This is a genomic window from Occultella kanbiaonis, from assembly GCF_009708215.1.
GTDB lineage: Bacteria > Actinomycetota > Actinomycetes > Actinomycetales > Beutenbergiaceae > Occultella > Occultella kanbiaonis.
This window is the reverse complement of record NZ_CP046175.1, coordinates 1,236,160-1,258,200: the sequence shown is the minus strand read 5'-3', so window position 1 is coordinate 1,258,200 and position 22,041 is coordinate 1,236,160. Positions and strand designations below refer to the sequence as shown.

At 68.9% G+C, this 22,041-nt stretch carries 28 protein-coding genes; all 28 read right to left on the bottom strand.

Annotated elements, in window-relative coordinates; translation table 11 throughout:
* Window positions 1-202: 202 nt before the first annotated feature.
* Window positions 203-814, bottom strand: coding sequence for a 50S ribosomal protein L17 (rplQ, locus tag GKS42_RS05555; protein ID WP_154792941.1), 612 nt, complete (start codon window positions 812-814; stop codon window positions 203-205).
* 41 nt (window positions 815-855) lie between these two features.
* Window positions 856-1,860 carry a DNA-directed RNA polymerase subunit alpha gene (locus GKS42_RS05550; RefSeq protein ID WP_154792940.1) on the bottom strand — a complete coding sequence of 335 codons (1,005 nt, stop codon included), beginning with the start codon at window positions 1,858-1,860 and terminating at the stop codon, window positions 856-858.
* Window positions 1,861-2,018: 158 nt separating this feature from the next.
* Window positions 2,019-2,426, bottom strand: a complete 408-nt coding sequence (rpsK, locus tag GKS42_RS05545) for a 30S ribosomal protein S11 (protein WP_133110090.1) — start codon at window positions 2,424-2,426, stop codon at window positions 2,019-2,021.
* Between the two features lie 69 nt (window positions 2,427-2,495).
* Window positions 2,496-2,873, bottom strand: coding sequence for a 30S ribosomal protein S13 (gene rpsM / locus GKS42_RS05540; RefSeq protein ID WP_133110089.1), 378 nt, complete (start codon window positions 2,871-2,873; stop codon window positions 2,496-2,498).
* A gap of 169 nt (window positions 2,874-3,042) precedes the next feature.
* Window positions 3,043-3,156, bottom strand: coding sequence for a 50S ribosomal protein L36 (gene rpmJ / locus GKS42_RS05535; RefSeq protein ID WP_133110088.1), 114 nt, complete (start codon window positions 3,154-3,156; stop codon window positions 3,043-3,045).
* A gap of 75 nt (window positions 3,157-3,231) precedes the next feature.
* The gene (gene infA / locus GKS42_RS05530; RefSeq protein ID WP_133110087.1) at window positions 3,232-3,453 is read right to left on the bottom strand and encodes a translation initiation factor IF-1; all 222 of its coding nucleotides are present in this window, start codon (window positions 3,451-3,453) and stop codon (window positions 3,232-3,234) included.
* 881 nt (window positions 3,454-4,334) lie between these two features.
* Entirely contained in the window at window positions 4,335-6,911 is a 2,577-nt protein-coding gene (locus GKS42_RS05525) for a helix-turn-helix transcriptional regulator (RefSeq protein ID WP_154792939.1), read from the bottom strand.
* A 197-nt stretch (window positions 6,912-7,108) separates the two neighbouring features.
* On the bottom strand, window positions 7,109-9,580 hold the full coding sequence (locus GKS42_RS05520) for a LuxR C-terminal-related transcriptional regulator (protein WP_168217765.1): 2,472 nt from the start codon (window positions 9,578-9,580) through the stop codon (window positions 7,109-7,111).
* A 322-nt stretch (window positions 9,581-9,902) separates the two neighbouring features.
* A complete protein-coding gene (locus GKS42_RS05515) occupies window positions 9,903-10,676 on the bottom strand; it encodes an inositol monophosphatase family protein (protein WP_154792937.1) in 774 nt (257 codons plus the stop codon).
* A gap of 108 nt (window positions 10,677-10,784) precedes the next feature.
* The gene (locus GKS42_RS05510) at window positions 10,785-12,212 is read right to left on the bottom strand and encodes a sugar transferase (protein WP_168217764.1); all 1,428 of its coding nucleotides are present in this window, start codon (window positions 12,210-12,212) and stop codon (window positions 10,785-10,787) included.
* A 391-nt stretch (window positions 12,213-12,603) separates the two neighbouring features.
* On the bottom strand, window positions 12,604-13,422 hold the full coding sequence (gene map, locus GKS42_RS05505; protein WP_154792935.1) for a type I methionyl aminopeptidase: 819 nt from the start codon (window positions 13,420-13,422) through the stop codon (window positions 12,604-12,606).
* Window positions 13,423-13,432: 10 nt separating this feature from the next.
* Entirely contained in the window at window positions 13,433-14,002 is a 570-nt protein-coding gene (locus GKS42_RS05500; RefSeq protein WP_154792934.1) for an adenylate kinase, read from the bottom strand.
* Entirely contained in the window at window positions 13,999-15,300 is a 1,302-nt protein-coding gene (secY, locus tag GKS42_RS05495; protein ID WP_154792933.1) for a preprotein translocase subunit SecY, read from the bottom strand. Before secY ends, GKS42_RS05500 begins: the two co-directional genes overlap by 4 nt.
* A gap of 156 nt (window positions 15,301-15,456) precedes the next feature.
* Window positions 15,457-15,975: a 50S ribosomal protein L15 gene (rplO, locus tag GKS42_RS05490; RefSeq protein WP_154792932.1), complete on the bottom strand. Its 519-nt coding sequence runs from the start codon at window positions 15,973-15,975 to the stop codon at window positions 15,457-15,459.
* A 1-nt stretch (window position 15,976) separates the two neighbouring features.
* Window positions 15,977-16,159 (bottom strand): 50S ribosomal protein L30, encoded by a 183-nt coding sequence (gene rpmD, locus GKS42_RS05485; protein ID WP_154792931.1) that lies wholly within the window; start codon window positions 16,157-16,159, stop codon window positions 15,977-15,979.
* On the bottom strand, window positions 16,156-16,848 hold the full coding sequence (rpsE, locus tag GKS42_RS05480) for a 30S ribosomal protein S5 (protein WP_154792930.1): 693 nt from the start codon (window positions 16,846-16,848) through the stop codon (window positions 16,156-16,158). The genes rpmD and rpsE overlap by 4 nt, the downstream gene beginning before the upstream one ends.
* 37 nt (window positions 16,849-16,885) lie before the next feature.
* Window positions 16,886-17,257 (bottom strand): 50S ribosomal protein L18, encoded by a 372-nt coding sequence (gene rplR / locus GKS42_RS05475; RefSeq protein WP_154792929.1) that lies wholly within the window; start codon window positions 17,255-17,257, stop codon window positions 16,886-16,888.
* 2 nt (window positions 17,258-17,259) lie between these two features.
* Complete coding sequence (rplF, locus tag GKS42_RS05470) at window positions 17,260-17,799, bottom strand: 50S ribosomal protein L6 (protein WP_154792928.1); 540 nt, start codon at window positions 17,797-17,799, stop codon at window positions 17,260-17,262.
* A gap of 24 nt (window positions 17,800-17,823) precedes the next feature.
* A complete protein-coding gene (rpsH, locus tag GKS42_RS05465; RefSeq protein WP_154792927.1) occupies window positions 17,824-18,222 on the bottom strand; it encodes a 30S ribosomal protein S8 in 399 nt (132 codons plus the stop codon).
* A gap of 57 nt (window positions 18,223-18,279) precedes the next feature.
* A complete protein-coding gene (locus GKS42_RS05460; protein WP_133110073.1) occupies window positions 18,280-18,465 on the bottom strand; it encodes a type Z 30S ribosomal protein S14 in 186 nt (61 codons plus the stop codon).
* Between the two features lie 5 nt (window positions 18,466-18,470).
* Window positions 18,471-19,055, bottom strand: a complete 585-nt coding sequence (rplE, locus tag GKS42_RS05455) for a 50S ribosomal protein L5 (RefSeq protein ID WP_154792926.1) — start codon at window positions 19,053-19,055, stop codon at window positions 18,471-18,473.
* Window positions 19,052-19,396: a 50S ribosomal protein L24 gene (rplX, locus tag GKS42_RS05450; RefSeq protein ID WP_154792925.1), complete on the bottom strand. Its 345-nt coding sequence runs from the start codon at window positions 19,394-19,396 to the stop codon at window positions 19,052-19,054. Before rplX ends, rplE begins: the two co-directional genes overlap by 4 nt.
* Before the next feature lie 2 nt (window positions 19,397-19,398).
* On the bottom strand, window positions 19,399-19,767 hold the full coding sequence (gene rplN, locus GKS42_RS05445; protein WP_133110070.1) for a 50S ribosomal protein L14: 369 nt from the start codon (window positions 19,765-19,767) through the stop codon (window positions 19,399-19,401).
* 109 nt (window positions 19,768-19,876) lie between these two features.
* Window positions 19,877-20,167, bottom strand: a complete 291-nt coding sequence (gene rpsQ, locus GKS42_RS05440) for a 30S ribosomal protein S17 (RefSeq protein WP_154792924.1) — start codon at window positions 20,165-20,167, stop codon at window positions 19,877-19,879.
* Window positions 20,168-20,181: 14 nt separating this feature from the next.
* Window positions 20,182-20,424, bottom strand: coding sequence for a 50S ribosomal protein L29 (rpmC, locus tag GKS42_RS05435; protein WP_133110068.1), 243 nt, complete (start codon window positions 20,422-20,424; stop codon window positions 20,182-20,184).
* Window positions 20,424-20,843: a 50S ribosomal protein L16 gene (gene rplP / locus GKS42_RS05430; RefSeq protein WP_154792923.1), complete on the bottom strand. Its 420-nt coding sequence runs from the start codon at window positions 20,841-20,843 to the stop codon at window positions 20,424-20,426. Before rplP ends, rpmC begins: the two co-directional genes overlap by 1 nt.
* Before the next feature lie 3 nt (window positions 20,844-20,846).
* Window positions 20,847-21,659, bottom strand: coding sequence for a 30S ribosomal protein S3 (gene rpsC, locus GKS42_RS05425; protein ID WP_154792922.1), 813 nt, complete (start codon window positions 21,657-21,659; stop codon window positions 20,847-20,849).
* Entirely contained in the window at window positions 21,659-22,027 is a 369-nt protein-coding gene (gene rplV, locus GKS42_RS05420) for a 50S ribosomal protein L22 (RefSeq protein ID WP_154792921.1), read from the bottom strand. Before rplV ends, rpsC begins: the two co-directional genes overlap by 1 nt.
* Window positions 22,028-22,041 lie beyond the last annotated feature (14 nt).

Sequence of the window (22,041 nt, the reverse complement as noted above, 5' to 3'; positions counted from 1 at the left end):
GATCCAGGGTACGTCGCGCTGGGGATGCGCGGGTCGGCGAGTGGGGCAAGCACTGCTCGGACCTCGCGGCGCCACCGGGCACCGGTGGGCGAAAGGCGAGGGGCCCGCCACCAGGAGGTCATCCTGGCCGGCGGGCCCCTCGGTGAGACGGACGCGGCAGGTCGTGCCGCGACAGGTGTCTCAGTCCTCCGAAGAGGAGGTTCTACTTCTCGGCCGGAGCCTCGTCGTCGGCAGCGTCGGCCTCGTCGGCGTCCGCAGCCTCCTCGACGGCGTCGGCCTCGTCGGCCTCGACCTCGTCGGTCGCGGTGTCCTCGGCGACGGCGTCGCTGTCGACGTCCTCGACGTCGTCGGCCTCGTCCGTGGTCGCCTCGGCGGCCTTCGCCTCGGTGGCCTTCTCCTTGACGTCCCGCCTCGTGGCGGCCTCGGCCTCGCGGACCGTGGCCTGCTTCGGGCTGACCGGCTCCGTCACGAGCTCGATGACCGCCATGGGCGCGTTGTCGCCCTTGCGGGGGACGATCTTCGTGATCCGGGTGTAGCCACCCTCGCGCTCGGCCATCGCTGGGGCGATGTCGGCGAACAGCGTGTGCACCACGTCCTTGCGGGAGAGCACCGCGAGGACCTGACGGCGGGCGTGCAGGTCGCCGCGCTTGGCCTTGGTGATCAGGCGCTCGGCGAGCGGGCGAAGACGCTTCGCCTTGGCCTCGGTGGTCGTGATGCTCTGGTGCTCGAACAGCGACTGGGCCAGGTTGGCCAGGATCAGCCGCTCGTGCGCCGGTCCGCCACCGAGACGAGGACCCTTAGTGGGCTTGGGCATGATGTTTCCTCAGTTCCTAACGAGATGGAAAGACCGGCAGGTCAGTTGTAGGCGTCGAAATCGTCGCCGTCGTCGTAGGCGTTCGCCACGAGCGTCGGGTCGAAGTCCGCGGGGCTGTCCTTGAGCGAGAGGCCCAGGCCGACCAGCTTCTCCTTGACCTCGGTGATCGACTTCGCACCGAAGTTGCGGATGTCAAGCAGGTCCGCCTCGCTGCGCGCCACGAGTTCGCCCACCGTGTGGATGCCCTCGCGCTTGAGGCAGTTGTAGGACCGGATGGTCAGGTCCAGCTGCTCGATCGGACGAGCCAGGTCCTCCGCGACGGCGGCGTCCGTCGGGGACGGGCCGATCTCGATGCCCTCGGCCTCGGTGTTCAGCTCGCGGGCGAGGCCGAACAGCTCGACGAGCGTCTTGCCCGAGGAGGCGAGCGCGTCGCGCGGTGCCATCGAGCGCTTCGTCTCGACGTCGACGATCAGCTTGTCGAAGTCCGTGCGCTGTTCCACACGGGTGGCCTCGACCTTGTAGGTGACCTTGAGCACCGGGGAGTAGATCGAGTCGACCGGGATGCGCCCGATCTCGGCGTCGAAGTTCTTGTTCTGCGCGGCCGAGACGTATCCGCGGCCACGCTCGACGGTCAGCTCGATCTCGAGCTTGCCCTTGGCGTTGATGGTCGCGATGTGCAGGTCCGGGTTGTGGATCTCGACGCCGGCCGGCGGGGTGATGTCCGCCGCGGTGACGGTGCCGGGACCCTGCTTGCGCAGGTACATCACGACGGGCTCGTCGTTCTCCGAGGAGACCACGATGTTCTTGATGTTCAGGATGATCTCGGTGACGTCCTCCTTGACACCGGTGATCGTCGAGAACTCGTGGAGCACGCTGTCGATCCGGATGCTCGTGACCGCAGCCCCCGGGATGGAGGAGAGCAGGGTCCGACGCAGGGAGTTACCGAGGGTGTACCCGAAGCCCGGCTCGAGGGGCTCGATGACGAACCGCGAGCGGTAGTCGTCGACAACTTCCTCGGTCAGGGTGGGGCGCTGTGCGATGAGCACGGATATGTCCTTTCGGCAGGCGTCCGCCATATGACGCCATGCAAAGCCCCCCGCCCATCGGTCCGGTCGAGGGGGTCGTGCGGTACTGCGGTGGTGCTGTGGCCCGGGATCGGGCCCCGGCGGTGGTCACCGCCGCGGCCCGGTCCCGAGGTAGGAGATCAGACGCGGCGGCGCTTGGGCGGCCGGCACCCGTTGTGCGCCTGCGGCGTCACGTCCTGGATGGAGCCGACCTCGAGGCCGGTGGCCTGCAGGGAGCGGATCGCGGTCTCGCGGCCCGAACCCGGACCCTTGACGAACACGTCGACCTTCTTCATCCCATGCTCCTGCGCCTTGCGGGCAGCGGCCTCGGCGGCGAGCTGGGCGGCGAACGGGGTGGACTTGCGCGACCCCTTGAAGCCGACCTGGCCGGAGGAGGCCCAGGAGATGACCGCACCCGAGGGGTCGGTGATCGAGACGATCGTGTTGTTGAACGTGGACTTGATGTAGGCGTTGCCCGCGGAGACGTTCTTCTTCTCCTTGCGGCGCGGCTTGCGCGCACCGGCTGCCTGGCGAGTCTTGGGAGGCATTCTGGGGTTCCTTCTTCTTCGGTGAGGTCGTCGATCCGGACCGGCGGTGTGCCGGTCGACGGACTACTGCTAGCGGGCGGCCTTCTTCTTACCGGCCACGGTGCGCTTCGGACCCTTACGGGTACGAGCGTTCGTCTTGGTGCGCTGCCCGTGCACGGGCAGGCCGCGGCGGTGCCGCAGACCCTGGTAGCAACCGATCTCGACCTTGCGGCGGATGTCCGCGGCGATCTCGCGGCGGAGGTCACCCTCGAGCTTGTAGTTGCCCTCGAGGAAGTCACGCAGCGCGACGATCTCGTTGTCGGTGAGGTCCTTGACCCGCAGGTCAGGGCTCAGACCGGTGGAGGTCAGGGTCTCGGCTGCCCGGGTACGCCCGACGCCGAAGATGTAGGTGAGCGCAACCTCTAGCCGCTTTTCGCGGGGGAGGTCGACGCCGACGATTCGTGCCAACTTCTTCTCACTCCTGTGAGTATCGGAGGTCTGCCGCACCATCGTCCCGGTGTTCCGGGCCCCGGCCTCCGACCGGGGGTTGCGCCGCGTACGCCCTCATGGACGACGGCGGAGCTGATGATGCGCTGGTGGCGTCACCCTGGTCGGGTGCGCCGGACGCGTCAGGGGTTCAGCCCTGGCGCTGCTTGTGCCGCGGGTTGTCGCAGATGACGCGCACGCTTCCGTTACGGCGGATCACCTTGCACTTGTCGCAGATCTTCTTGACGCTCGGCTTGACCTTCATGGCTCTTCCTTTGCCGCCGCGCGCGGGAACAACGCCCCGTGGGGTTTGCTCGCGACGGCTTGATCGAGAGGGGGGTTACTTGTAGCGGTAGACGATGCGCCCGCGGGACAGGTCATACGGGCTGAGTTCGACCACGACCCGGTCCTCGGGGAGGATCCGGATGTAGTGCTGCCTCATCTTGCCCGAGATGTGAGCGAGAACCTTGTGACCGTTGGTGAGCTCCACGCGAAACATCGCGTTCGGCAGCGCCTCGACCACGTTGCCCTCGATCTCGATGACACCGTCCTTCTTTGCCATGTCCTCCGCTAACTGCTGTGCTGTGCATGCCGACGTGCGTGCCGACCTGCTGGTCCGAACGAGCGTGACACCCTGCCCGCGGGGGTACCGCGAACATGCCACGCCCAACGGTCCATCGTACGGCATCGCTGCCGTTTCCGGTAACCGCGCGGACCCGCCCGGGCTGCGGTCTGGCTCACACCCGGCGCCCGGTCGGTACCGCATCACCTGACGCTCGGGGCCGGACACGAAGCAGGAGCCCCGGCCGTGGGGGAAACGACCGGGGCCCCTACTCGTTACCGCCGGTCCGCGCTTGGAGTCGCGTCGGGCGGGTCCGGACCGGTCTACCGGGCCGAACACCACCTATCCGACCAGATCTCGACGCCGCTACCAATGGCAGCGGGTGATGAACAGCAGGTGATCCGGCCAGGGTGAACCGGACCCGCAGAGGGTGAGGGAGGACGGTCGCACGGACCGGGACAGCACAGGGGCCCCGGCCGTGGGGGAGACGGTCGAGGCCCCTGTGGGGTTGCGGCGCCGTTCCGGGGGAGCGGAACAGCGGCCGCGTCTGTGGCGGTGGCCTCGCCGGCCACTCGGGATCCGCACGACCGCGTCGCCGTCACCGAGGACGCGCAGGTGGGATCGAGACAAGATCACCAGATCGGACGAGGTTGTGCGCACTCCTGGCGTGGTGATCGCTTGGTGATTCGGTGGCCGCGGAACGCCGTGGCTGCGGGTGTGGCCAAGGGTGAAGGGTGAGGATGTGCGTGGGCAGCGTCCGCGGAGGTCCGGGTGGGCGCGCAACGAACCGGTGCCACGTGCCGCCGGCCCCCGCGGGTCGAGGTGGCGGGTGACCGTCGCCCCGGACGGTCAGGCCGACGCCGTGCGCCGGCTCACCCGCATCAGTCGACCGGGTCCAGGTCCACCAGTGGCGGTAGCAGACCGAGTTCACGGGCGCGATCGATGGCGTCCTCGCGAGTGTGCACGCCGAGCTTGCGGTAGATGTTGCGCATCTGGGTCTTGATCGTGTTCTCGGAGACGTACAGCCGGCGGGCCGCGTGGGACAGGGACAGCCCTGGCGCGATCTCGGTGAGCACCCGCAGTTCTCGCTCGCTGAGCCGGATCGCCTCGTGCGGGGCGGGGAAGAGCTCCGGGGCGTCGACGAGTTCCGGGCGGTAGAGGAACTCCGCGGCCTGGGGCATCGAAGCGCCGATCTCCTCCAGGTCGGCGCGCGGCACCATGAGGAACGGCCGCAGCTGCCCGCTCTGCTCGGCCACGGCGATCGCCAGGTGCAGTGCGTCCGCGGCCTGATCTGCCAGACCGGCCCGGTGTGATGCGCTCGCGCGCAGCAGTGCCAGGTGCAGGGAGGTCCGGGGCCGGACCCCGGCCTGGGCGACCGCATTGTCGGTGAACGCGATCGCCTCCTCGAACTCGCCTGCGTAGAGCGAGTGCCGGGCGTGGGCCAGGCGCTGCCAGGGGCTGTTGGGATCGGCCTCGGTGAGCATCGCCCGGGCACGGTCCGCCTGACCGGTCTGGACCAGCAGATCCACGAGTGAGGTCACGACCACGTTGTCCGCGAGACCGGGTCCCTTGCCCTGCTCGCGCAACTGCTGCCGATAGCTCTCCAGCATGCCGATGGAGTCGAACCGGCTCCCGGAGTGCATCGACCGGCTCGCGTGCAACTGGAGCGCGATCGCCCGCAGATCCGCGAGGGCCACCGGTAGCCTCGGCTCGCGCCACTGAGGGCCGACCTCGAGACGGAGCGAGTCCAGGTCGATGATCTCGTGCACGAACCGCACGCTCAGGTGCTCGAGCGTGCTCGGCTCCGCCTCGTCGGACAGCGGGAGGCCGGCCACGCGCGTCAACCAACGCTGCGCACCGAGGGTGTGCCCGAGGATGGCCAGCGAGAGCGCCAACCCTGCGCCCGCCTCCCGCTTGGCCGGGGTCAGCCCCCGCTCCCCGGCCCACCGGTAGGCCTCCCGGAACGCGTACGCGGCGCCAACCGTGTCCGCGCCGAAGAGTCTCGTGATGCTCCACTGCAGGAGCAGTTCGGGCATCTCGGACAGGACGTCCTCGGTCCAGGCCCCGTCCGCGGTGAGCAGGTCGACGCGTTGCCGCTCGACGATCTCGCGGGCGACCTCGTACTGGCCCGTGGACCGCAGTGAGAGGACCTGTCCGAGCGAGAGCCGGAGCTCCCCGGTGCGTCCCGGATCGGAGTCGACATCGAGCAGGCCCGCCCTCAGGGCCGACACCGAGCGCTCGGAGGTGTCCACGTTGAGGATGTAGTCGCGGGCGACCAGCAGGCGTGCACTCCCCCGGACCAGTGCAGCCGGAAGCCGCCCGAGCGCGTCGCGGACCTGGTCGGGGTGGCCCGAGACGAGCTCGACCCAGTACGCCTCGATGATGGACGCGGTCGAGGGCCAGTCCTCCGCCCGGACCGCGTGTTCCAGGGCGGCGTCGGCCACGCCGCGTTCGCGGTACCACGCGGCCATCTCCCGGTTGGCCCGCTGATACCCCTCGGGGTCGCTCTCGGCGTACACACGCAGGATGGCGAGACGCACGACACTCGAGTAGTGGTAGGACGGCGGTCCGGGCGCCGCCGACCTGGTGAGTAGACCGGAGCCGGTCAGGTAGCCGAAGGCCCGGTCCGCAACCGCACGGCCGAGGACGTGCGCGGCGACGTCCTCGGTGAACTCACGAGGGACGGCGATCGCCATCACGAACGGGGCGGTCGCGGCCACGTCGGGATCGGACAGCACCAGCCGGGTGTACTTCTCGACGGCGGACCAGTCGACCCGGAGCTCGCCGTCCGGGCCGCGGGTCGACTCGAGCAGGACGGCCCGCACGAGAGCCGGCCAGCCGCCGAGCTCGGTCCGCAACCGTTGTGCCTCCGCGATACTGACCGGCAGGTCGGCCGCCTCGGCCAGGTCGGCCACTTCCGCCGTCCCGAGCGTCAGCTGTGCGACGCGGAACACGACGCCGTCCGCGGTGATCTTCGCGAGGGTCTCGATCGGTCGCTCGTCACGCATCATCACGAACAGGTGGAACGACTCGTTCTCGTTGACCAGCGCCAGGAGTTCCTCGTCGACCCCGGGCTCGGTGACGTGGTGCAGCCCGTCGATCGCGAGGACCAGGTGGCGGGCTCGCTCGTAGATCGTGCGGTGGACGTCGTCCCAGGTGTCGGAGCCGGCCAGGTCCCCGAGACCGGCGTCCCGGATGCGTCGGTGGACGATCCGCCAGAACTCCTCACGCCCGACCTCCCGGCTCGGCACATTGATCCAGATCCGGTCGTACCCGGAGCCGTGCTGGCGCAGCCAGTGCGAGGCCGTGCTGGTCTTGCCCCACCCGCGGGGGCTGCGGAACACCACGAGTGAGGGCACCGAGTCCAGCGCACGACGCACCTCGGGCGCCGGGACGAACCCGATCGGGACACGCGGCATGCCGAAACCGTCGCCTGCGCCGGGGCTCACCACGCCCATCGTCCGCTCCTCCCCGGTCACGATGGCATCGGCACACCGAGCGCCGTGACCTCGAACTCGTCCCCCATCATGCTCGTCTCCGCGTCCACGCGTCGGCCTTCCAGCGACCGACTGGGCATCGGATCACACGAACTTGGTGCCGCTGCGTCCACCTTCGTGCCGGTTCGGGCTGCTCGGCGCTGGGAATCGCCGACGATTCAGGCCTGATGGATGCCCCGCTCGGCGGCGGCGAGCGCCTCGTTCCGGTTCGAGACACCGAACTTCTTGTAGATCGTCCGCAGGTGGGTCTTCACGGTGTTCACCGACAGACCGAGGTCGTGGGCGATCCCGACCGGCCCGGCGTGCACCTCGAGCGCGCGCAGCACCTGTGCCTCTCGCATCGTCAGCGTCTGCATCTCATCGGCCAACGGGGCCGGCTGCTGCACCGGAGCGCCCTCGGCGCCCGGCCACAGTTGGTGGATCCTGGCGTCGTCACCGGCGAGGGTCTCGAAGACGTATCGCTGCATCAGGAAGAACGGCCGCCGCTGACCGGTCGCCTGCGCCAGCCGCACCGCGGTGGCGAACGCACGCCGGGCCTCGGTGAGGTTGCCGAGGGCGTGGTGGGCACTGGCCAGGATCACCTGACACTCCACCGCGGCCCGCCGAGAGCCGCCCGAGTCGAGCGACTTCGTGGCGTAGGAGATCGCCTCGCCGAAGGTCCGGTCGGTCAGGTGCACCTTGGCGACCGCCGCCCACGCCACCGGGTTGCCGTCGTACCGGTCCGCGACCTCGCGCGCCACCCCGGGCATCTGCGCGACCAGGAGGAGTTCCACGAGGGTCGAGCTCAGGACCGCCTCGACGAGGCTCCCGCGGGCGATATGACGTAGCGCAGCGCGCAGGTGGTTCGTCTGCCGGAAGATCCGGTCCGGGGTGCCGTCCAGCACCGCGTGGTGGGCTCGAATGAACACGGTCAGCGCCCAGAGCTCGTCCCGGTGCCGGGGCTCGATCATGGTGGCCACGGCCTCGTCGGCACCCGGATGAGCGGCATCGACCATGGCGAGCGCGCGCGCGATGCTGGCCGCGACGAGTGCGATGTCCCGCGCGTCCTCCGGTTGCGCGTGCTGAATCCGGTCCTGCAGCGTGGAGTCCTCCAGCCAGCGCAGGGCGAGGTCCGGCTCGCCGTTCAGCGCGTGCACCAGCGCGAGGCCGACCGTGCCCATCTGCAGAGCTCCGGTGTCGGACGGCGAGATCAGGCCGCGCTCGCGTGCGCGGCTGAACGCGTAGACGGAGGTGTCCAGGTTGCCGCCGAGCAGGCTCGAGATCCCCCACTGCAGCAGGACCAGGCTCTCGTCCCGCTCGGGGTCGCCCGTTCCCGAGCGGTCCTCTTCGATGATCGAGTTGATCGCGGTGTAGTCCGGGACCGCCCAGATGCTGGCGTCGGGGGCGTGCGGGTCGAGCGCCCCCTCCACGTAGTCGACCGCGACGCGAAGTCTGGCGTTGGAGGCAACGAGGTCGTCGGGGAACATCCGGGCCGCGGCGATCAGGGTGAGCGGCTGGTGGGTGAGCAGCCGTGCCCACTGCCGCTCGATGACATCCATGGCGGTCGTCCACTGGGCCGCGTGGACGGCGTGGGTCAGGGTCTCGCCCGGGTCCCTGTTGGCGGCCGAGAGGTTCATCAGTGCCAGATGCACCTCGCGGAAGAGCTCGGGCCGCGACTCCCGCATCACCCGGATGAGCGCGTTGCGGATGGCCGGTGCGTAGGAGTACATCTGCCCCTCGACCGTGTGCCGTTCGCTGAGCAGGCCGGCCGCACGCACGTTCCGCAGGATCCGGACCGTGTTGCCCTCCGGGGCGATCGCCCTGGCCATCTCGATGTCGAACTGCTCCGGGATCGCGGTGCGCAGCAGGAACGAGCGCACGTTCTCGAAGCGTAGATCCCGAACCATGGTCGCGATGTAGCCGTCGACCAGGCTGCCGTCGACCAGCGTCCCGCCATCGCCATCGCCGTCGACGCCGGAGACGGCGCGCATCAGGCCGGCCCGGATCGCGGACGGCCAGCCACCCAGGTCGACGGCGATCTGTTGAGCCTCGTCCATCGTGATCGTGAGCCCGAGACGGGTGGCCAGATCGTGCACCTGCGGTCCGGTCATCCGCAGGTCGGCCGGTCCGATCATCGCCGCCTCGACGGAGAGTGCGCCCGTCGTCTCCAGCGCACGCAGCGTGCGCGAACCCACCACGAGGAAGAGCTGATCGTTCTGGCGGACGAGGTCGACCATCTCGTCATCGATCGTCGCGGCGCCGTGCTTCAGGCCGGCCTCGTGGAAGTCGTCGATGATCAACACCAGCGGCTCGCGCCGTTCCGCGAGCAGTCCGGTCACCTCCGCATGCGCGTCAGAGTCCGACGCCGGGGCGCCGAGGAGGTCCGCCCGTTCGAGCCCGGACCGCAGCTCCGCCCAGAACCCGGCCAGCTCGTTGCTCGCGGTGCTCAGCGTGACGTAGATGGTCGGGTGCCGATGGCCCTCGCTCCGCAGCCACGTCACGATGGCACTGGTCTTCCCGTAGCCGCGCGGACCGCGAAGGACCGTCAGGGGGTGCTCGCCGGCAAGCGTGTTCAGCACGTGCTCGCTGATCTGGGTGTCCCGTGGGATCCGCGGCAGGCCGGGTGGCAGCGACGCCGAGCCGACCGTCACCGTGTCCCCCCGGCCCGGTTCCGGCGACGCTCGAACCCGTCGGGGCACCATGTACCGCGCGCACCACTCTGCGCGTACCCAACGACCCAACGACCGAACGACCCGGGCTTACTGACGATGAGGCCCCCCTGACACACCGTTACGGGCTCGAACGCGGCTCGCAGACGATCTCACACTGGGTTGACCACCCGAGGATAACGAGTAGGTCGCGATCTTGTAAGCGATTGCTCGTGATCGAGACCTGCTCGTTACCACATCGAGCCACGCCGTGTCCCGTTCGGCCGCCTCGCGAGTCGGCTTCTCACGCCGGAACCGGGTCGGTTCACCCGGTCAGCGGCATCGCCCGCACGATCCGGAGGAGGTCCGGGGCGAGCTCCATTCGGCAGATCAGGAGGTCGGGCACGAGGTGGTCCGCTCGGTCGAGCCGCACCTCGCTGCCGTCCATCCGGCTCGCATGCAGTCCGGCGGCGCGTGCGATGGCGACCGGGGCCGCCACGTCCCAGACCGGGAGCCTGCCCAGGTGCAGATGCGCGTCCGCCTCCCCACGAACGACGGCGGCGGTGCGGTACGCGACCGAGCCCGCCTGGACCGTGCGGCCCCCGATCGCCGATGCGACCGCCTCGACCAGAGCCGTGCTGGTGCCCCGTTCGACGACGAGGCGACGGTGCGCCTCACCCGGGTACGGCGGCGTCGGCGAGTCGTTGCTCAGCACCAGGTCCAGCCCCGGCAGCGCGACGGCCGCGGCCGTGATGGTGCCGCCGACCACGAGCGCGACGCCGACGCCCCAGTCCCGGCGTCCCGCGCCATACTCGGGGACGCCGTCGAGAGCTCCGATCAGCCACCTGCGCTGGGCCCGCGGATCGAAGGCACCGGCGTGCACCCCGGAGAGCACCGAGTCCATCGGGCACCGTGCGATGAGCTGGGCCGCGAGGAAGGTCCCCGCACGCTGGAGGGCACGGGCGCCGAGTGCCGCCGGCTCGAGCCCGGCGCTGTCGGCGCGCAACTCCTCGAGAAGCTCCGCGGTGGAGCCGGCGAGCACCTGGGCGAGGTGGAGGTCATCGAGGTCCGCGTCCATCGTGGCCCCGACCGGCGACATCCCGGCAATCACAGGGGCACCACGCCCGAACTGGTGGCGGGAGGCGGGGGTGCGCCCCCGTCGGGGGTACGAGGGCGCACCCCCTCCACCCGGCACCAACCCGCAGCATCAATAGGCACCGCGGCCCCCGAGTACAGCGCGCGCGGTACGCCACAGGATCATGAGGTCCATCGACAGCGTCCAGTTGTCGACGTAGCGCAGGTCGAGCCGGATGGACTCCTCCCAGGAGAGGTCCGAGCGTCCGCTCACCTGCCAGAGTCCGGTCAGGCCCGGGCGGACCTGCAACCGGCGGCGAGACGCCGCGTCATAGCCGGACGCCTCGCTCGGCAACGGTGGGCGAGGGCCGACGAGGGACATGTCGCCGCGCAGGACGTTCCACAGTTGCGGGAGCTCGTCGATGGAGAACCGGCGCAGGAACCGGCCGACGGGCGTCGTGCGCGGGTCACGACGCATCTTGAACAGCATGCCGTTGCCGTCGCTGCGATCCTCCAGAGCGGCCAACCGGGCCTCGGCGTCGGAGTACATCGACCTCAACTTGTACATCGTGAACGGCGCGCCGTTCAGCCCGATCCGGGTCTGGCGGAACAGCGCGGCACCCGGCGAGCTCAGCCGGATCACGAGCGCCGCCGGGACCAGCACCAGCAAGGCGACCAGGAGCAGGACGGCGGCCAGCACCCGGTCTCCGATGACCTTGCCCCAGCGGTGCAGCGGCCCCGGGTCGGCCGAGAGGGTCAGCACCGGCGTGTCCATCAGGCCCCGCAGGGTCATCCTCGAGGCGCCCACCTGGGCGACGTCAGGGGCCAGCAGGACCTCGACGTCGAGTGCCTCGAACTGGCGACCGAACCGGCTGAGGCCCGCCACGGCCACGCTGTCTCCGGCGATCACGACCGTCTCCACGCGCAGGCTCCGAACGAGGTCGGGTACGTCGGCGACCGAGCCGAGCACCGGCACGTCCGTGCTCTCATCGCTCGTCCCCTCGGGTCGGCAGATCCCGGTGAGTGCGAAGCCGTGCCCGGGTTCCCGGGCCAGCTCGGTCAGGACGGGCGCCAGCCGCGCCGGCTCACCGACAAGCAGGGTGCGACGCAGCATCCGGCCGCGCGAGCGGGCCCGCCGCACCACGTACCGCTGACCCGTCCGCAGCAGCAGAGCGGCGCCCGTCGTGAGGGCGAGGGTCGCGATCACCAGCGTTCGAGGCAGCGGCACGTTCACGAAGACGAGCACCATGGCGACGACCGCGAGGAGCAGCCCCCCGCGCAGCAGCGAGGTGAGCTCCTCACGTCCGGCCGCGGCTCGGCGCCGGTCGTAGCCGCCGCACAAGGCCACCGCTGCCACGAACAGTGCCGCCGCGCCCAACCCCGAGACGAATGCGATCCCTGCCGGGAAGGCGAAAGCTGTGGCCGGCCAGGTGATGGCGGCAGCGATCGTGGCGTCCGAGCCGATCGCGATGGCGCGGTAGCGCCGGGAGATGACGGCCCAGGTGGGCTCCTCCTCGGCGGGAACGGTCGACGCCAACCGGGAGATCAGACTGGTGAGCAACTCACCTCGGCTGGAACGGATGCGAGAGGGACGGTCGGTCGTGAGGGCCACCGTGCTACCTCAATGTCCTGTGGTCGGCGCGCGCGTGGGAGATCGTCCCCGCTACCCCGATGCCTTCGAGATTCGACACTGCCCCGTCCTCCGTACCGCTGTGTGTGGCTCACACACGGGGTATCGGGCAGGATCGGCTGCCTCTCGAATCCCCGGCTGTGTGAACTCAACCACCTGACGCGAGGACCGAGAAGGTCATCCACGGATGAATGCTCCAGGGCCGTGGGTGAACGAGTTTCGCATGGCGGGTGAGGTGGGGGTGAGGCCACCGGCACCCCCAAACCCTTGAGCGTTCCAATGCCGGAAACGCGCACCCGCTCGGGCGAACCAGCGCCTGCGTTCAGCCGATCGGAACGGCTCTCACCCCGTGCCGGGCGAGGCTCTCGGCACCGCCGTCGCGGGCAGTGAGAACCCAGATCCCATCGGCGTGCACGGCCACGCTGTGCTCGAAGTGCGCGGCCCGGGACCCGTCCACGGTGACCACCGTCCAGTCGTCGGCGAGCACCGCCGTCGTGGGCTCACCCCGCACCAGCATCGGCTCGATCGCCAGACACATTCCGGCACGGACCCGTGGCCCGCGGTGGCCGGACCGGTAGTTCAGCACGTCCGGGGGCTGGTGCATCTCGGAACCGATGCCGTGCCCGACGTACTCCGCGACGATGCCGAGTCCACCGGCAGCCGTGACGGCGTCATCGATGGCCTCACCGACCTGACCGAGCCGGTCCGCCGTGGCGAGTGCCGCGATCCCGGCCCACATCGCGTCCTCGGTGACCCGCACCAGGTCGAGGTCCGCCGGATCCGCGTCGGGGACGACGACGGAGAACGCCGAGTCGCCGTGCCAGCCGTCCACGATGGCGCCACCGTCCACGGAGACCACATCACCGGGCTCGATGACACGCTCACCCGGGATGCCGTGCACGACCTCGGAGTTCACGGAGATGCAGACGCGGGCCGGGAACCCGTGGTAGTTCAGGAAGTTCGAGGTGGCACCGGCGTCGGCGATGACCCGGGCGGCCACTGCGTCGAGCTCCGCCGTGGTGACACCCGGCCTGATCTGCTCGCGGACCGCGTCCAGCAGGTCCGCGACGACGAGGCCGGCTCGGCGCATGATGCGCATCTGATCGGGGGTCTTGTACTCGATCCGGTCGCGGCCGAACACGCCGGCTACCTCAGCTGGCGTCGAGCGCGGCCAGCAGGTGCTGGGTCACCTCATCGACGCTGCCCATGCCGTCCACCTGGACCAGCAGACCACGCTCGGTGTAGAGCGTGACCAGCGGTGCGGTCTGCTCGGCGTACACCTCGAGGCGGCGGCGGATGACGTCCTCCGTGTCGTCCGCGCGGCCCTGCTCCTTGGCCCGGTTGAGCAGCCTGGCGACGACCTCCTCGGTGTCAGCCGTCAGCTCGACCACGCGGGTCAGTGCCTCGCCCGCCGCGGCGAGCATGTCGTCGAGTTCGTGCACCTGCGCCTCGGTCCGGGGATACCCGTCGAGCAGGAAGCCGGTGGCGGCGTCGGGCTGGGTCAGGCGGTCGGCAACCATCTTGTTAGTCACCTCGTCTGGCACGTACTCGCCCGAGTCCATGTACCGCTGCGCCAGCTTGCCGAGCTCGGTCCCCTGGGCCACGTTGGCGCGGAAGATGTCACCGGTGGAGATCGCGGGCACGCCGAGCCGGTCGGCGACCCGGGTGGCCTGGGTGCCCTTGCCGGCTCCGGGCGGGCCGAGGAGGACGAGACGAGTCATCGGAGGAACCCTTCGTAGTGGCGCTGCTGGAGCTGCGCGTCGATCTGCTTGACGGTCTCCAGTCCGACCCCCACGACGATCAGCAACGAGACCCCACCGAACGGGATCTGGGTGCTGATGTTCATCAGCTTGAACGCGATCGTCGGGATCAGCGCGACCAGGGCGAGGTAGATCGCTCCGGCGGCGGTGATCCGCGAGATGACGAACTGCAGGTACTCGGCGGTCGGCCGTCCGGCGCGGATGCCCGGGATGAAACCGCCGTAGCGCTTCATGTTGTCCGCGACCTCGTCCGGGTTGAACGTGATCGAGGTGTAGAAGTACGCGAAGAAGATGATCAGCACGATGTAGATCGCGATGTGGACGTTCGCACCGGGGTCCATCAGGTTGACGGCGACCCACTGCACCCAGGGTGTCGTCTGGTCCTCGACGAACTGCGCGGCCAACGTCGGCAACGCGAGCAGGGACGACGCGAAGATCACCGGGATCACACCGGACATGTTGATCTTGATCGGGATGTAGGTGCTCGACCCGCCGTACATCCGCCGGCCCACCATGCGCTTGGCGTACTGCACGGGGATGCGTCGCTGGGACTGCTCGACGAAGACGATCAGGCCGACCACGAGGAGGGCGATGACGAGGAAGATCGTGAAGTTCACGATCCCGTTGTCCGACGTCGCGATCTGCCACATGGCGCTCGGGAACGAGGCCGCGATCGAGGTGAAGATCAGCAGGGACATGCCGTTGCCGACGCCCCGCTCGGTGATCAGCTCACCCATCCACATGATCAGACCGGTACCGGCCGTCATGGTGACGATCATCAGGAGCATCGTGGTGACCGAGTCGTTCGGGATGATCGGCACGGTGCAGTCGGGGAACAGGTTCCCGGTCCGGGCGACGGTGATGATCGTGGTCGCCTGCAGGACGGCGAGGAAGATCGTCAGGTACCGGGTGTACTGCGTGAGCACCGCGGTGCCGGACTGGCCCTCCTTGTGCAGGGCCTCGAACCGTGGGATGACCACCCGGAGCAACTGGATGATGATGCTCGCGGTGATGTAGGGCATGATCCCCAGGGCGAACACCGAGAGCTGAAGCAGAGCGCCGCCGCTGAACAGGTTGACCAGGCCGAGGACGTCCTGGCCATCTCCCGCGGTACCGATGCACTGCTGGACGTTGACGTAGTCGACGCCGGGCGTCGGGATGAAGGAGCCGAGCCGGAACACGGCCATCATGGCCAGCGTGAAGAGCAGCTTCTTCCGCAGATCCGGGGTCCGGAACGCGCGAGCGAATGCGCCGAGCAAAGGTCCTCCTGCTTGGGTCAACGGGCGTAGTGCACAGCTCGCGCACGACGTGGCGCCCGATGGGTACCGTCCGACCTTAACGGTCGACGGGGCCGATAACGGCGAACGGCGACGCAGGAATCATTGCTTCCTGCGCCGCCGTACACCTGGGGTGCCTCAGGCCTGCTCGATGCTTCCGCCTGCTGCGACGATCTTGTCCTTCGCGGACGCGGAGTACGCGTTCACCGTGACGTCCAGCTTGACGCTGACCGCACCGGTGCCGAGAACCTTGACCAGGTGTCCGCCGCGGACTGCGCCCTTGGAGACCAGATCGGCCACGGTGACCTCGCCACCCTCGGGGTAGAGCGCGGAGAGCTTGTCCAGGTTGACCACCTGGTACTCGGTGCGGAACGGGTTCTTGAACCCGCGCAGCTTCGGCAGCCGCATGTGCAGCGGCGTCTGGCCACCTTCGAACCGCGCCGGCACCTGGTACCGGGCCTTGGTGCCCTTGGTACCACGGCCTGCGGTCTTGCCCTTGGAGCCCTCACCACGACCCACGCGGGTCTTGGCGGTCTTGGCTCCCGGGGCGGGACGCAGGTGGTGCACCTTCAGGGTGCCCGGGCGCGACGCGGTGGTCGCTTCCGTCTTCGCGGATGCCTTGTCGGCCTTCTCCGCCTTCACAGCCTTCTCAGCCATGTCAGTCGACCTCCTCAACGGTGACCAGGTGCGCCACCGTGATGACCATGCCACGGATCTCGGGACGGTCCTCCTTGACGACGGTGTCGCCAATTCGCTTCAGACCGAGCGAACGCAGCGTGTCGCGCTGGTTCTGCTTGCCGCCGATCCCGGACTTCTTCTGGGTGACCTTGAGCTGCGTCATGACGCCACCGCCCCGGAGGTCGCGGCCTCGGCCGCGTCGCTACGTCCGGCGGCCTGCGCCCGCAGCAGGGCCGCGGGGGCGACATGCTCGAGCGGCAGCCCACGCCGGGCGGCGACCGCCTCCGGCTGCTCGAGTCCCTGCAACGCGGCGACCGTGGCGTGCACGATGTTGATCGCGTTCTCGGAACCGAGGGACTTGCTCAGGATGTCGTGGATCCCGGCGCAGTCGAGGACGGCGCGAACCGGACCGCCGGCGATGACACCGGTACCCGGCGAGGCTGGGCGCAGGAAGACCACGCCGGCCGCTGCCTCACCCTGCACCTGGTGCGGGATGGTGCGCTGGATCATCGGAACCTTGAAGAAGTTCTTCTTGGCCTCCTCGACACCCTTGGCGATCGCCGCGGGCACCTCCTTGGCCTTGCCGTAGCCGACGCCGACCGTGCCTTCACCGTCGCCGACGACCACCAGGGCGGTGAAGCTGAACCGACGTCCACCCTTGACGACCTTCGAGACGCGGTTGATGGTCACGACGCGCTCGACGTAGGCGTTCTTGTCGGCGTCGTTCCCACGGCGGTTGTCCCCGCCGCGACGGTCGCGACGGTCGTTGGAGCGCTCGTTCGAACGCTCACCGGTGCCGCCACCGGCGGTGCCGGCGGTCGTGCCGGTCCTGCTGCGCTGTGGAGCAGCCATCATGCGATCCTTTGCTTGTCGGAATGCTGGGGCGTGGTCACAGGGACAGTCCCCCCTCGCGGGCGCCTTCGGCGACCGCAGCGACCCGTCCGTGGTACTTGTTGCCACCGCGGTCGAACACGACCGCGTCCACGCCCTTGGCCTTCGCCCGCTCGGCGACCAGTTCGCCGACCTTGCGAGCCTTGTCGGTCTTCGCGCCGTCCGCACTGCGCAGGTCGGCCTCGAGCGTCGAGGCGGAGACCAGCGTGGTGCCGGTGGTGTCGTCGACCAGCTGCGCCACCATGTGGCGCGCGGAGCGGTTCACCACCAGGCGGGGCCGCTCGGCCGTGCCGGTGACGCGCTTGCGCACCCGGAGGTGACGCCGCGACCGGGCGACGCGCTTACCCGTTCCCTTGATGGACAGAGCCATGGCTACTTACCAGCCTTTCCGACCTTGCGGCGGACCTGCTCGCCCGCGTACCGCACACCCTTGCCCTTGTAGGGCTCGGGCTTGCGGATCTTCCGAATGTTCGCGGCGACCTCGCCGACCTGCTGCTTGTCGATACCCGCGACCGAGAACTTGGTCGGGGACTCGACGGCGAAGGTGATGCCCTCCGGGGCCGTCACGGAGACGGGGTGGGAGAAGCCGAGCGCGAACTCGAGGGTCGAGCCCTTCGCGACCACGCGGTACCCGGTACCGACGATCTCGAGCTTCTTCTCGTAGCCCTGCGTGACGCCCTGCACCAGGTTGGCGAGCAGCGTGCGGGTCAGGCCGTGCAACGAACGCGACTCGCGCTCGTCATTGGGACGGCTGACCACGATGGCGCCGTCATCGTCGCGAGCGACGGTGATGGGCGCGGGAATGACGTGCGCAAGGGTGCCCTTGGGCCCCTTGACCGTGACCTCGGCGCCGTCGATGTTGACATCGACGCCGCTCGGAACGGTGACCGGAACCTTACCGATTCGAGACATGGGGTTCTCCTCCTGATTCCCTGGTCACCAGACGTAGGCGAGGACTTCCCCACCCACGCCCTTCTTGGCCGCCTGACGGTCGGTGAGCAAGCCGGAGGACGTGGACAGAATGGCCACGCCCAGGCCGCCGAGCACCTTGGGCAGGTTGGTCGACTTCGCGTACACCCGGAGACCCGGCTTCGAGACACGGCGCACACCGGCGAGCGAGCGCTCCCGGTTCGGGCCGAACTTGAGCGAGAGGTTCAGGGTCTGGCCCACCTCGGCGTCCTCGACGGACCAACCGGTGATGTAACCCTCCGCCTGGAGGATCTCCGCGATGTGGGACTTGAGCTTGGAGTACGGCATCGAAACCGACTCGTGATACGCCGAGTTCGCGTTGCGCAGACGCGTCAACATGTCGGCGATCGGGTCTGTCATTGTCATTGGGCTGTTGCCCTTCCTCGTCGCGGTTTCCTCATCGGGACCTGCGACGTAGTCGTTTTACCAGCTGCTCTTGGTCACGCCGGGGAGCTGGCCGGCAAGGGCCATCTCCCGCAGGCACACTCGGCACAGGCCGAACTTGCGGTACACCGAGTGCGGACGACCGCAACGGTTGCACCGGGTGTAGGCCCGCACGCCGAACTTCGGCTTGCGGTTCGCCTTCTGGATCAGGGCGGTCTTCGCCATCCGACTCAGGCCTCCTGGAACGGGAAGCCGAGCCGACGCAGCAGCGAGCGACCCTCTTCGTCCGTGGTTGCGGTCGTCACGACCGTGATGTCCATGCCGCGCACCCGGTCGATCTTGTCGACGTCGATCTCATGGAACATGGACTGCTCCGTGAGGCCGAAGGTGTAGTTGCCGTTCCCGTCGAACTGCTTCGGGGACAGGCCGCGGAAGTCGCGGATCCGGGGCAGCGCGAACGTGAGCAGGCGGTCCAGGAACTCCCACATGCGGTCGCCACGGATCGTGACGTGTGCGCCGATCGGCTGGCCCTCGCGCAGCTTGAACTGGGCGATCGACTTGCGCGCTCGCGTGGTCTGCGGCTTCTGCCCTGTGATCGCGGTCAGGTCGCGGATGGCGCCCTCGATGACCTTGGAGTCACGAGCGGCGTCCCCCACACCCATGTTGACGACGATCTTGGTCAGACCGGCCACCTGGTTGACGTTCCCGTGGGAGAACTCCTCGCGCAGGCCCGCGACGATCTCCTCGCGGTACTTCTGCTTGAGCCGCGGCAGCACGACGGTGCTGTCCGTGCCCGATTCGGTGACGGTGCTCATGAGATGTCCTTACCGGAACGCTTGGCGACGCGGACCCGCTGCGTGCGGGTGCGGCCGTCACGTTCGACCTCTTCCGTGCGGTAGCCGACCCTTGAGCCCTTCTTGGTCTCCGGGTCCACGACCATCACGTTGCTGATGTGGATCGGGGCCTCGATGGTCTCGATGCCGCCGGTGCGCGAGCCCCGCTGGGACTGCGCGACCTTCGTGTGGCGCTGAACGCGCTGCACACCTTCGACGATCACCCGGTCGGAGTCGACCAGGACCTCGAGGACACGGCCCTGCTGGCCCTTGTCGCGGCCTGCGATGACGACCACCAGGTCGCCCTTCTTGACCTTTGCCATGGTTACAGCACCTCCGGTGCGAGCGAGACGATGCGCATGAACTTCTTATCGCGCAGCTCGCGACCCACCGGGCCGAAGATGCGCGTGCCACGCGGCTCGCCGTCAGCCTTGAGGATCACCGCTGCGTTCTCGTCGAAACGGATGTAGGAGCCATCCGGACGCCGGCGCTCCTTCACCGTACGAACCACGACCGCCTTGACGACGTCGCCCTTCTTCACATTGCCGCCGGGGATCGCGTCCTTGACGCTGGCGACGATGACATCGCCGATGCCGGCGTAGCGACGACCGGAACCGCCGAGAACGCGGATGCAAAGGATCTCCTTGGCACCCGTGTTGTCGGCGACCTTGAGTCGCGACTCCTGCTGGATCATGTGGATCTACTCCTGTTGTCGTGCCGGTTCTCGCACTCGGGCGAGCCTTGCCGAACGGATGGGTTGTCAGTTGCCGCGCCCGGGTGCGTGCACCCGGGCTGCGGCAGTCCTACTTGGCCTTCTCGAGGATCTCGACGACCCGCCACCGCTTGCTGGCGGACAGCGGACGAGTCTCCATGATCAGCACGAGGTCACCGATGCCGACCTCGTTCGCCTCGTCGTGGGCCTTGACCTTGTTGGTGCGACGCATGACCTTGCCGTAGAGCGGGTGCTTGACCCGGTCCTCGACCTCGACCACGACGGTCTTGTCCATCTTGTCGCTGACCACGTAGCCGCGGCGAACCTTGCGATCGGCGCGTGCCGTCTCGGCCCCGGTCTCGGGGGTGGTGGGAGTGCTCATTGTCGTTGCCTCGTTCACTTCGCGTCGGCGGTGGGCTCGGTACGAATGCCGAGCTCACGCTCGCGCAGGATCGTGTAGATGCGTGCGATGTCGCGACGCACCGTCTTCAGCCGACCGTGGTCCTCGAGCTGACCGGTGGCCGAGGAGAAGCGCAGGTTGAACAGCTCCTGCTTGGCCTTCTTCAGTTCGGCGACCAGGCGCTCGCTGTCCATGCCGTCGAGCTCGGACGGCGCCAGTTCCTTGGATCCGATAGCCATCACGCGTCACCACCCTCGCGACGCACGAAACGCGTCTTCATCGGGAGCTTGTGCTGCGCGCGGCGCAGGGCCTCGCGAGCAAGCTCCTCGTTCACACCGGCGAGCTCGAACAGAACTCGGCCGGGCTTGACATTGGCGACCCACCACTCGGGCGAACCCTTACCGGAACCCATGCGGGTCTCGGCCGGCTTCTTGGTGATAGGACGGTCGGGGAAGATGTTGATCCACACCTTGCCGCCACGCTTGATGTGGCGGGTCATGGCGATACGAGCAGCCTCGATCTGGCGGTTCGTCACGTAGGCGGGCTCGACGGCCTGGATGCCGAAGTCACCGAAGGTGACGTTCGTGCCGCCCTTGGCCGCGCCACGCCGGGTGGGGTGGTGCTGCTTACGGTGCTTGGTGCGCCGGGGGATGAGCATGGCTCAGGCCTCCGTCTCGGTGCCGCCGGCCGGAGCCGCGGCGGGGGTGGATGCGGGGGCTTCGGCGGCTGGCGTCGAAGGTGCGTCGGTGCGACGGCCACGCGGACGGTCCCCACGGTCGCCACGACCACGGGGGGCGCGGGGGCCGGAGTTGACCTGGTCGGCAGCGAACTGCTTCTCGGTCATGTCGCCCTTGTAGATCCACACCTTCACGCCGATGCGACCGAAGGTGGTGCGCGCCTCGAAGAAGCCGTAGTCCACGTACGCCCGGAGGGTGTGCAACGGCACCCGACCCTCACGGTAGAACTCGCTACGGCTCATCTCGGCGCCACCGAGGCGGCCCGAGCACTGCACCCGGATGCCCTTGGCACCGGCGCGCTGCGCGGACTGCATGCCCTTGCGCATCGCACGACGGAAGGAGACGCGGGAGGCGAGCTGCTCGGCAATGCCCTGGGCGACGAGCTGAGCGTCGATCTCGGGGTTCTTCACCTCGAGGATGTTCAGCTGCACCTGCTTGCCCGTGAGCTTCTCCAGCTCACCGCGCAGGCGGTCGGCCTCCGCGCCGCGACGCCCGATGACGATGCCCGGGCGAGCGGTGTGCAGGTCGACGCGGACCCGGTCGCGGGTGCGCTCGATCTCGACCTTGGAGATGCCGGCGCGCTCGAGGCCGGTGGCCATCAGCTTGCGGATCTCGACGTCCTCGCGGACGTAGTCGCGGTAACGCTGCCCCTCCTTGGTGGAGTCAGCGAACCAGCGGGACCGGTGGTCGGTGGTGATGCCGAGCCGGAACCCTGTGGGGTTGACCTTCTGGCCCATCAGCGAGCCCCTCCCTTGGTCTGTCGCTCAGCCACGATCACGGTGATGTGGCTCGTGCGCTTGAGGATCTGGTTGGCCCGTCCCTGGGCACGCGGCCGGAACCGCTTCAGCGTGGGACCTTCATCCACGAACGCCTCTGCGATGACCAGGTCGCCCTCGTTGAATGCGACCGAGGCGAGCTCGGCCTTCACGCGGGCGTTGGCGACCGCGCTCTCCACTACCTTGCGTACGGTCTCCGCCGCCGCCTGGGGGGCATATCGGAGCACGGCCACGGCCTCATCGGCCTGCTTGCCGCGGATGATGTCCACGACGCGCCGGGCCTTCTGGGGCGTGACGCGCACGAACCGCGCCTGCGCCTTGGCTTCCATCGATGTCCTGCCTT

Bases quoted from the DNA above. Each gene is read 5' to 3' on its own strand.
- rpsC (WP_154792922.1), bottom strand. From the start codon at position 21,659: ATGGGCCAGAAGGTCAACCCCACAGGGTTCCGGCTCGGCATCACCACC.
- rplF (WP_154792928.1), bottom strand. From the start codon at position 17,799: ATGTCTCGAATCGGTAAGGTTCCGGTCACCGTTCCGAGCGGCGTCGAT.
- rplX (WP_154792925.1), bottom strand. From the start codon at position 19,396: ATGGCAAAGGTCAAGAAGGGCGACCTGGTGGTCGTCATCGCAGGCCGC.
- rplP (WP_154792923.1), bottom strand. From the start codon at position 20,843: ATGCTCATCCCCCGGCGCACCAAGCACCGTAAGCAGCACCACCCCACC.
- GKS42_RS05500 (WP_154792934.1), bottom strand. From the start codon at position 14,002: ATGACTCGTCTCGTCCTCCTCGGCCCGCCCGGAGCCGGCAAGGGCACC.
- rpsE (WP_154792930.1), bottom strand. From the start codon at position 16,848: ATGGCTGCTCCACAGCGCAGCAGGACCGGCACGACCGCCGGCACCGCC.
- rplN (WP_133110070.1), bottom strand. From the start codon at position 19,767: ATGATCCAGCAGGAGTCGCGACTCAAGGTCGCCGACAACACGGGTGCC.
- rpsK (WP_133110090.1), bottom strand. From the start codon at position 2,426: ATGCCTCCCAAGACTCGCCAGGCAGCCGGTGCGCGCAAGCCGCGCCGC.
- rpmC (WP_133110068.1), bottom strand. From the start codon at position 20,424: ATGGCTATCGGATCCAAGGAACTGGCGCCGTCCGAGCTCGACGGCATG.
- rpmD (WP_154792931.1), bottom strand. From the start codon at position 16,159: ATGACGCAGCTCAAGGTCACCCAGAAGAAGTCCGGGATCGGCGGCAAG.
- rpmJ (WP_133110088.1), bottom strand. From the start codon at position 3,156: ATGAAGGTCAAGCCGAGCGTCAAGAAGATCTGCGACAAGTGCAAGGTG.
- infA (WP_133110087.1), bottom strand. From the start codon at position 3,453: ATGGCAAAGAAGGACGGTGTCATCGAGATCGAGGGCAACGTGGTCGAG.
- GKS42_RS05525 (WP_154792939.1), bottom strand. From the start codon at position 6,911: ATGGGCGTGGTGAGCCCCGGCGCAGGCGACGGTTTCGGCATGCCGCGT.
- rplQ (WP_154792941.1), bottom strand. From the start codon at position 814: ATGCCCAAGCCCACTAAGGGTCCTCGTCTCGGTGGCGGACCGGCGCAC.
- rplR (WP_154792929.1), bottom strand. From the start codon at position 17,257: ATGGCTCTGTCCATCAAGGGAACGGGTAAGCGCGTCGCCCGGTCGCGG.
- rpsH (WP_154792927.1), bottom strand. From the start codon at position 18,222: ATGACAATGACAGACCCGATCGCCGACATGTTGACGCGTCTGCGCAAC.
- GKS42_RS05515 (WP_154792937.1), bottom strand. From the start codon at position 10,676: ATGTCGCCGGTCGGGGCCACGATGGACGCGGACCTCGATGACCTCCAC.
- rplV (WP_154792921.1), bottom strand. From the start codon at position 22,027: ATGGAAGCCAAGGCGCAGGCGCGGTTCGTGCGCGTCACGCCCCAGAAG.
- rpsQ (WP_154792924.1), bottom strand. From the start codon at position 20,167: ATGAGCACTCCCACCACCCCCGAGACCGGGGCCGAGACGGCACGCGCC.
- rplO (WP_154792932.1), bottom strand. From the start codon at position 15,975: ATGGCTGAGAAGGCTGTGAAGGCGGAGAAGGCCGACAAGGCATCCGCG.
- GKS42_RS05460 (WP_133110073.1), bottom strand. From the start codon at position 18,465: ATGGCGAAGACCGCCCTGATCCAGAAGGCGAACCGCAAGCCGAAGTTC.
- rplE (WP_154792926.1), bottom strand. From the start codon at position 19,055: ATGAGCACCGTCACCGAATCGGGCACGGACAGCACCGTCGTGCTGCCG.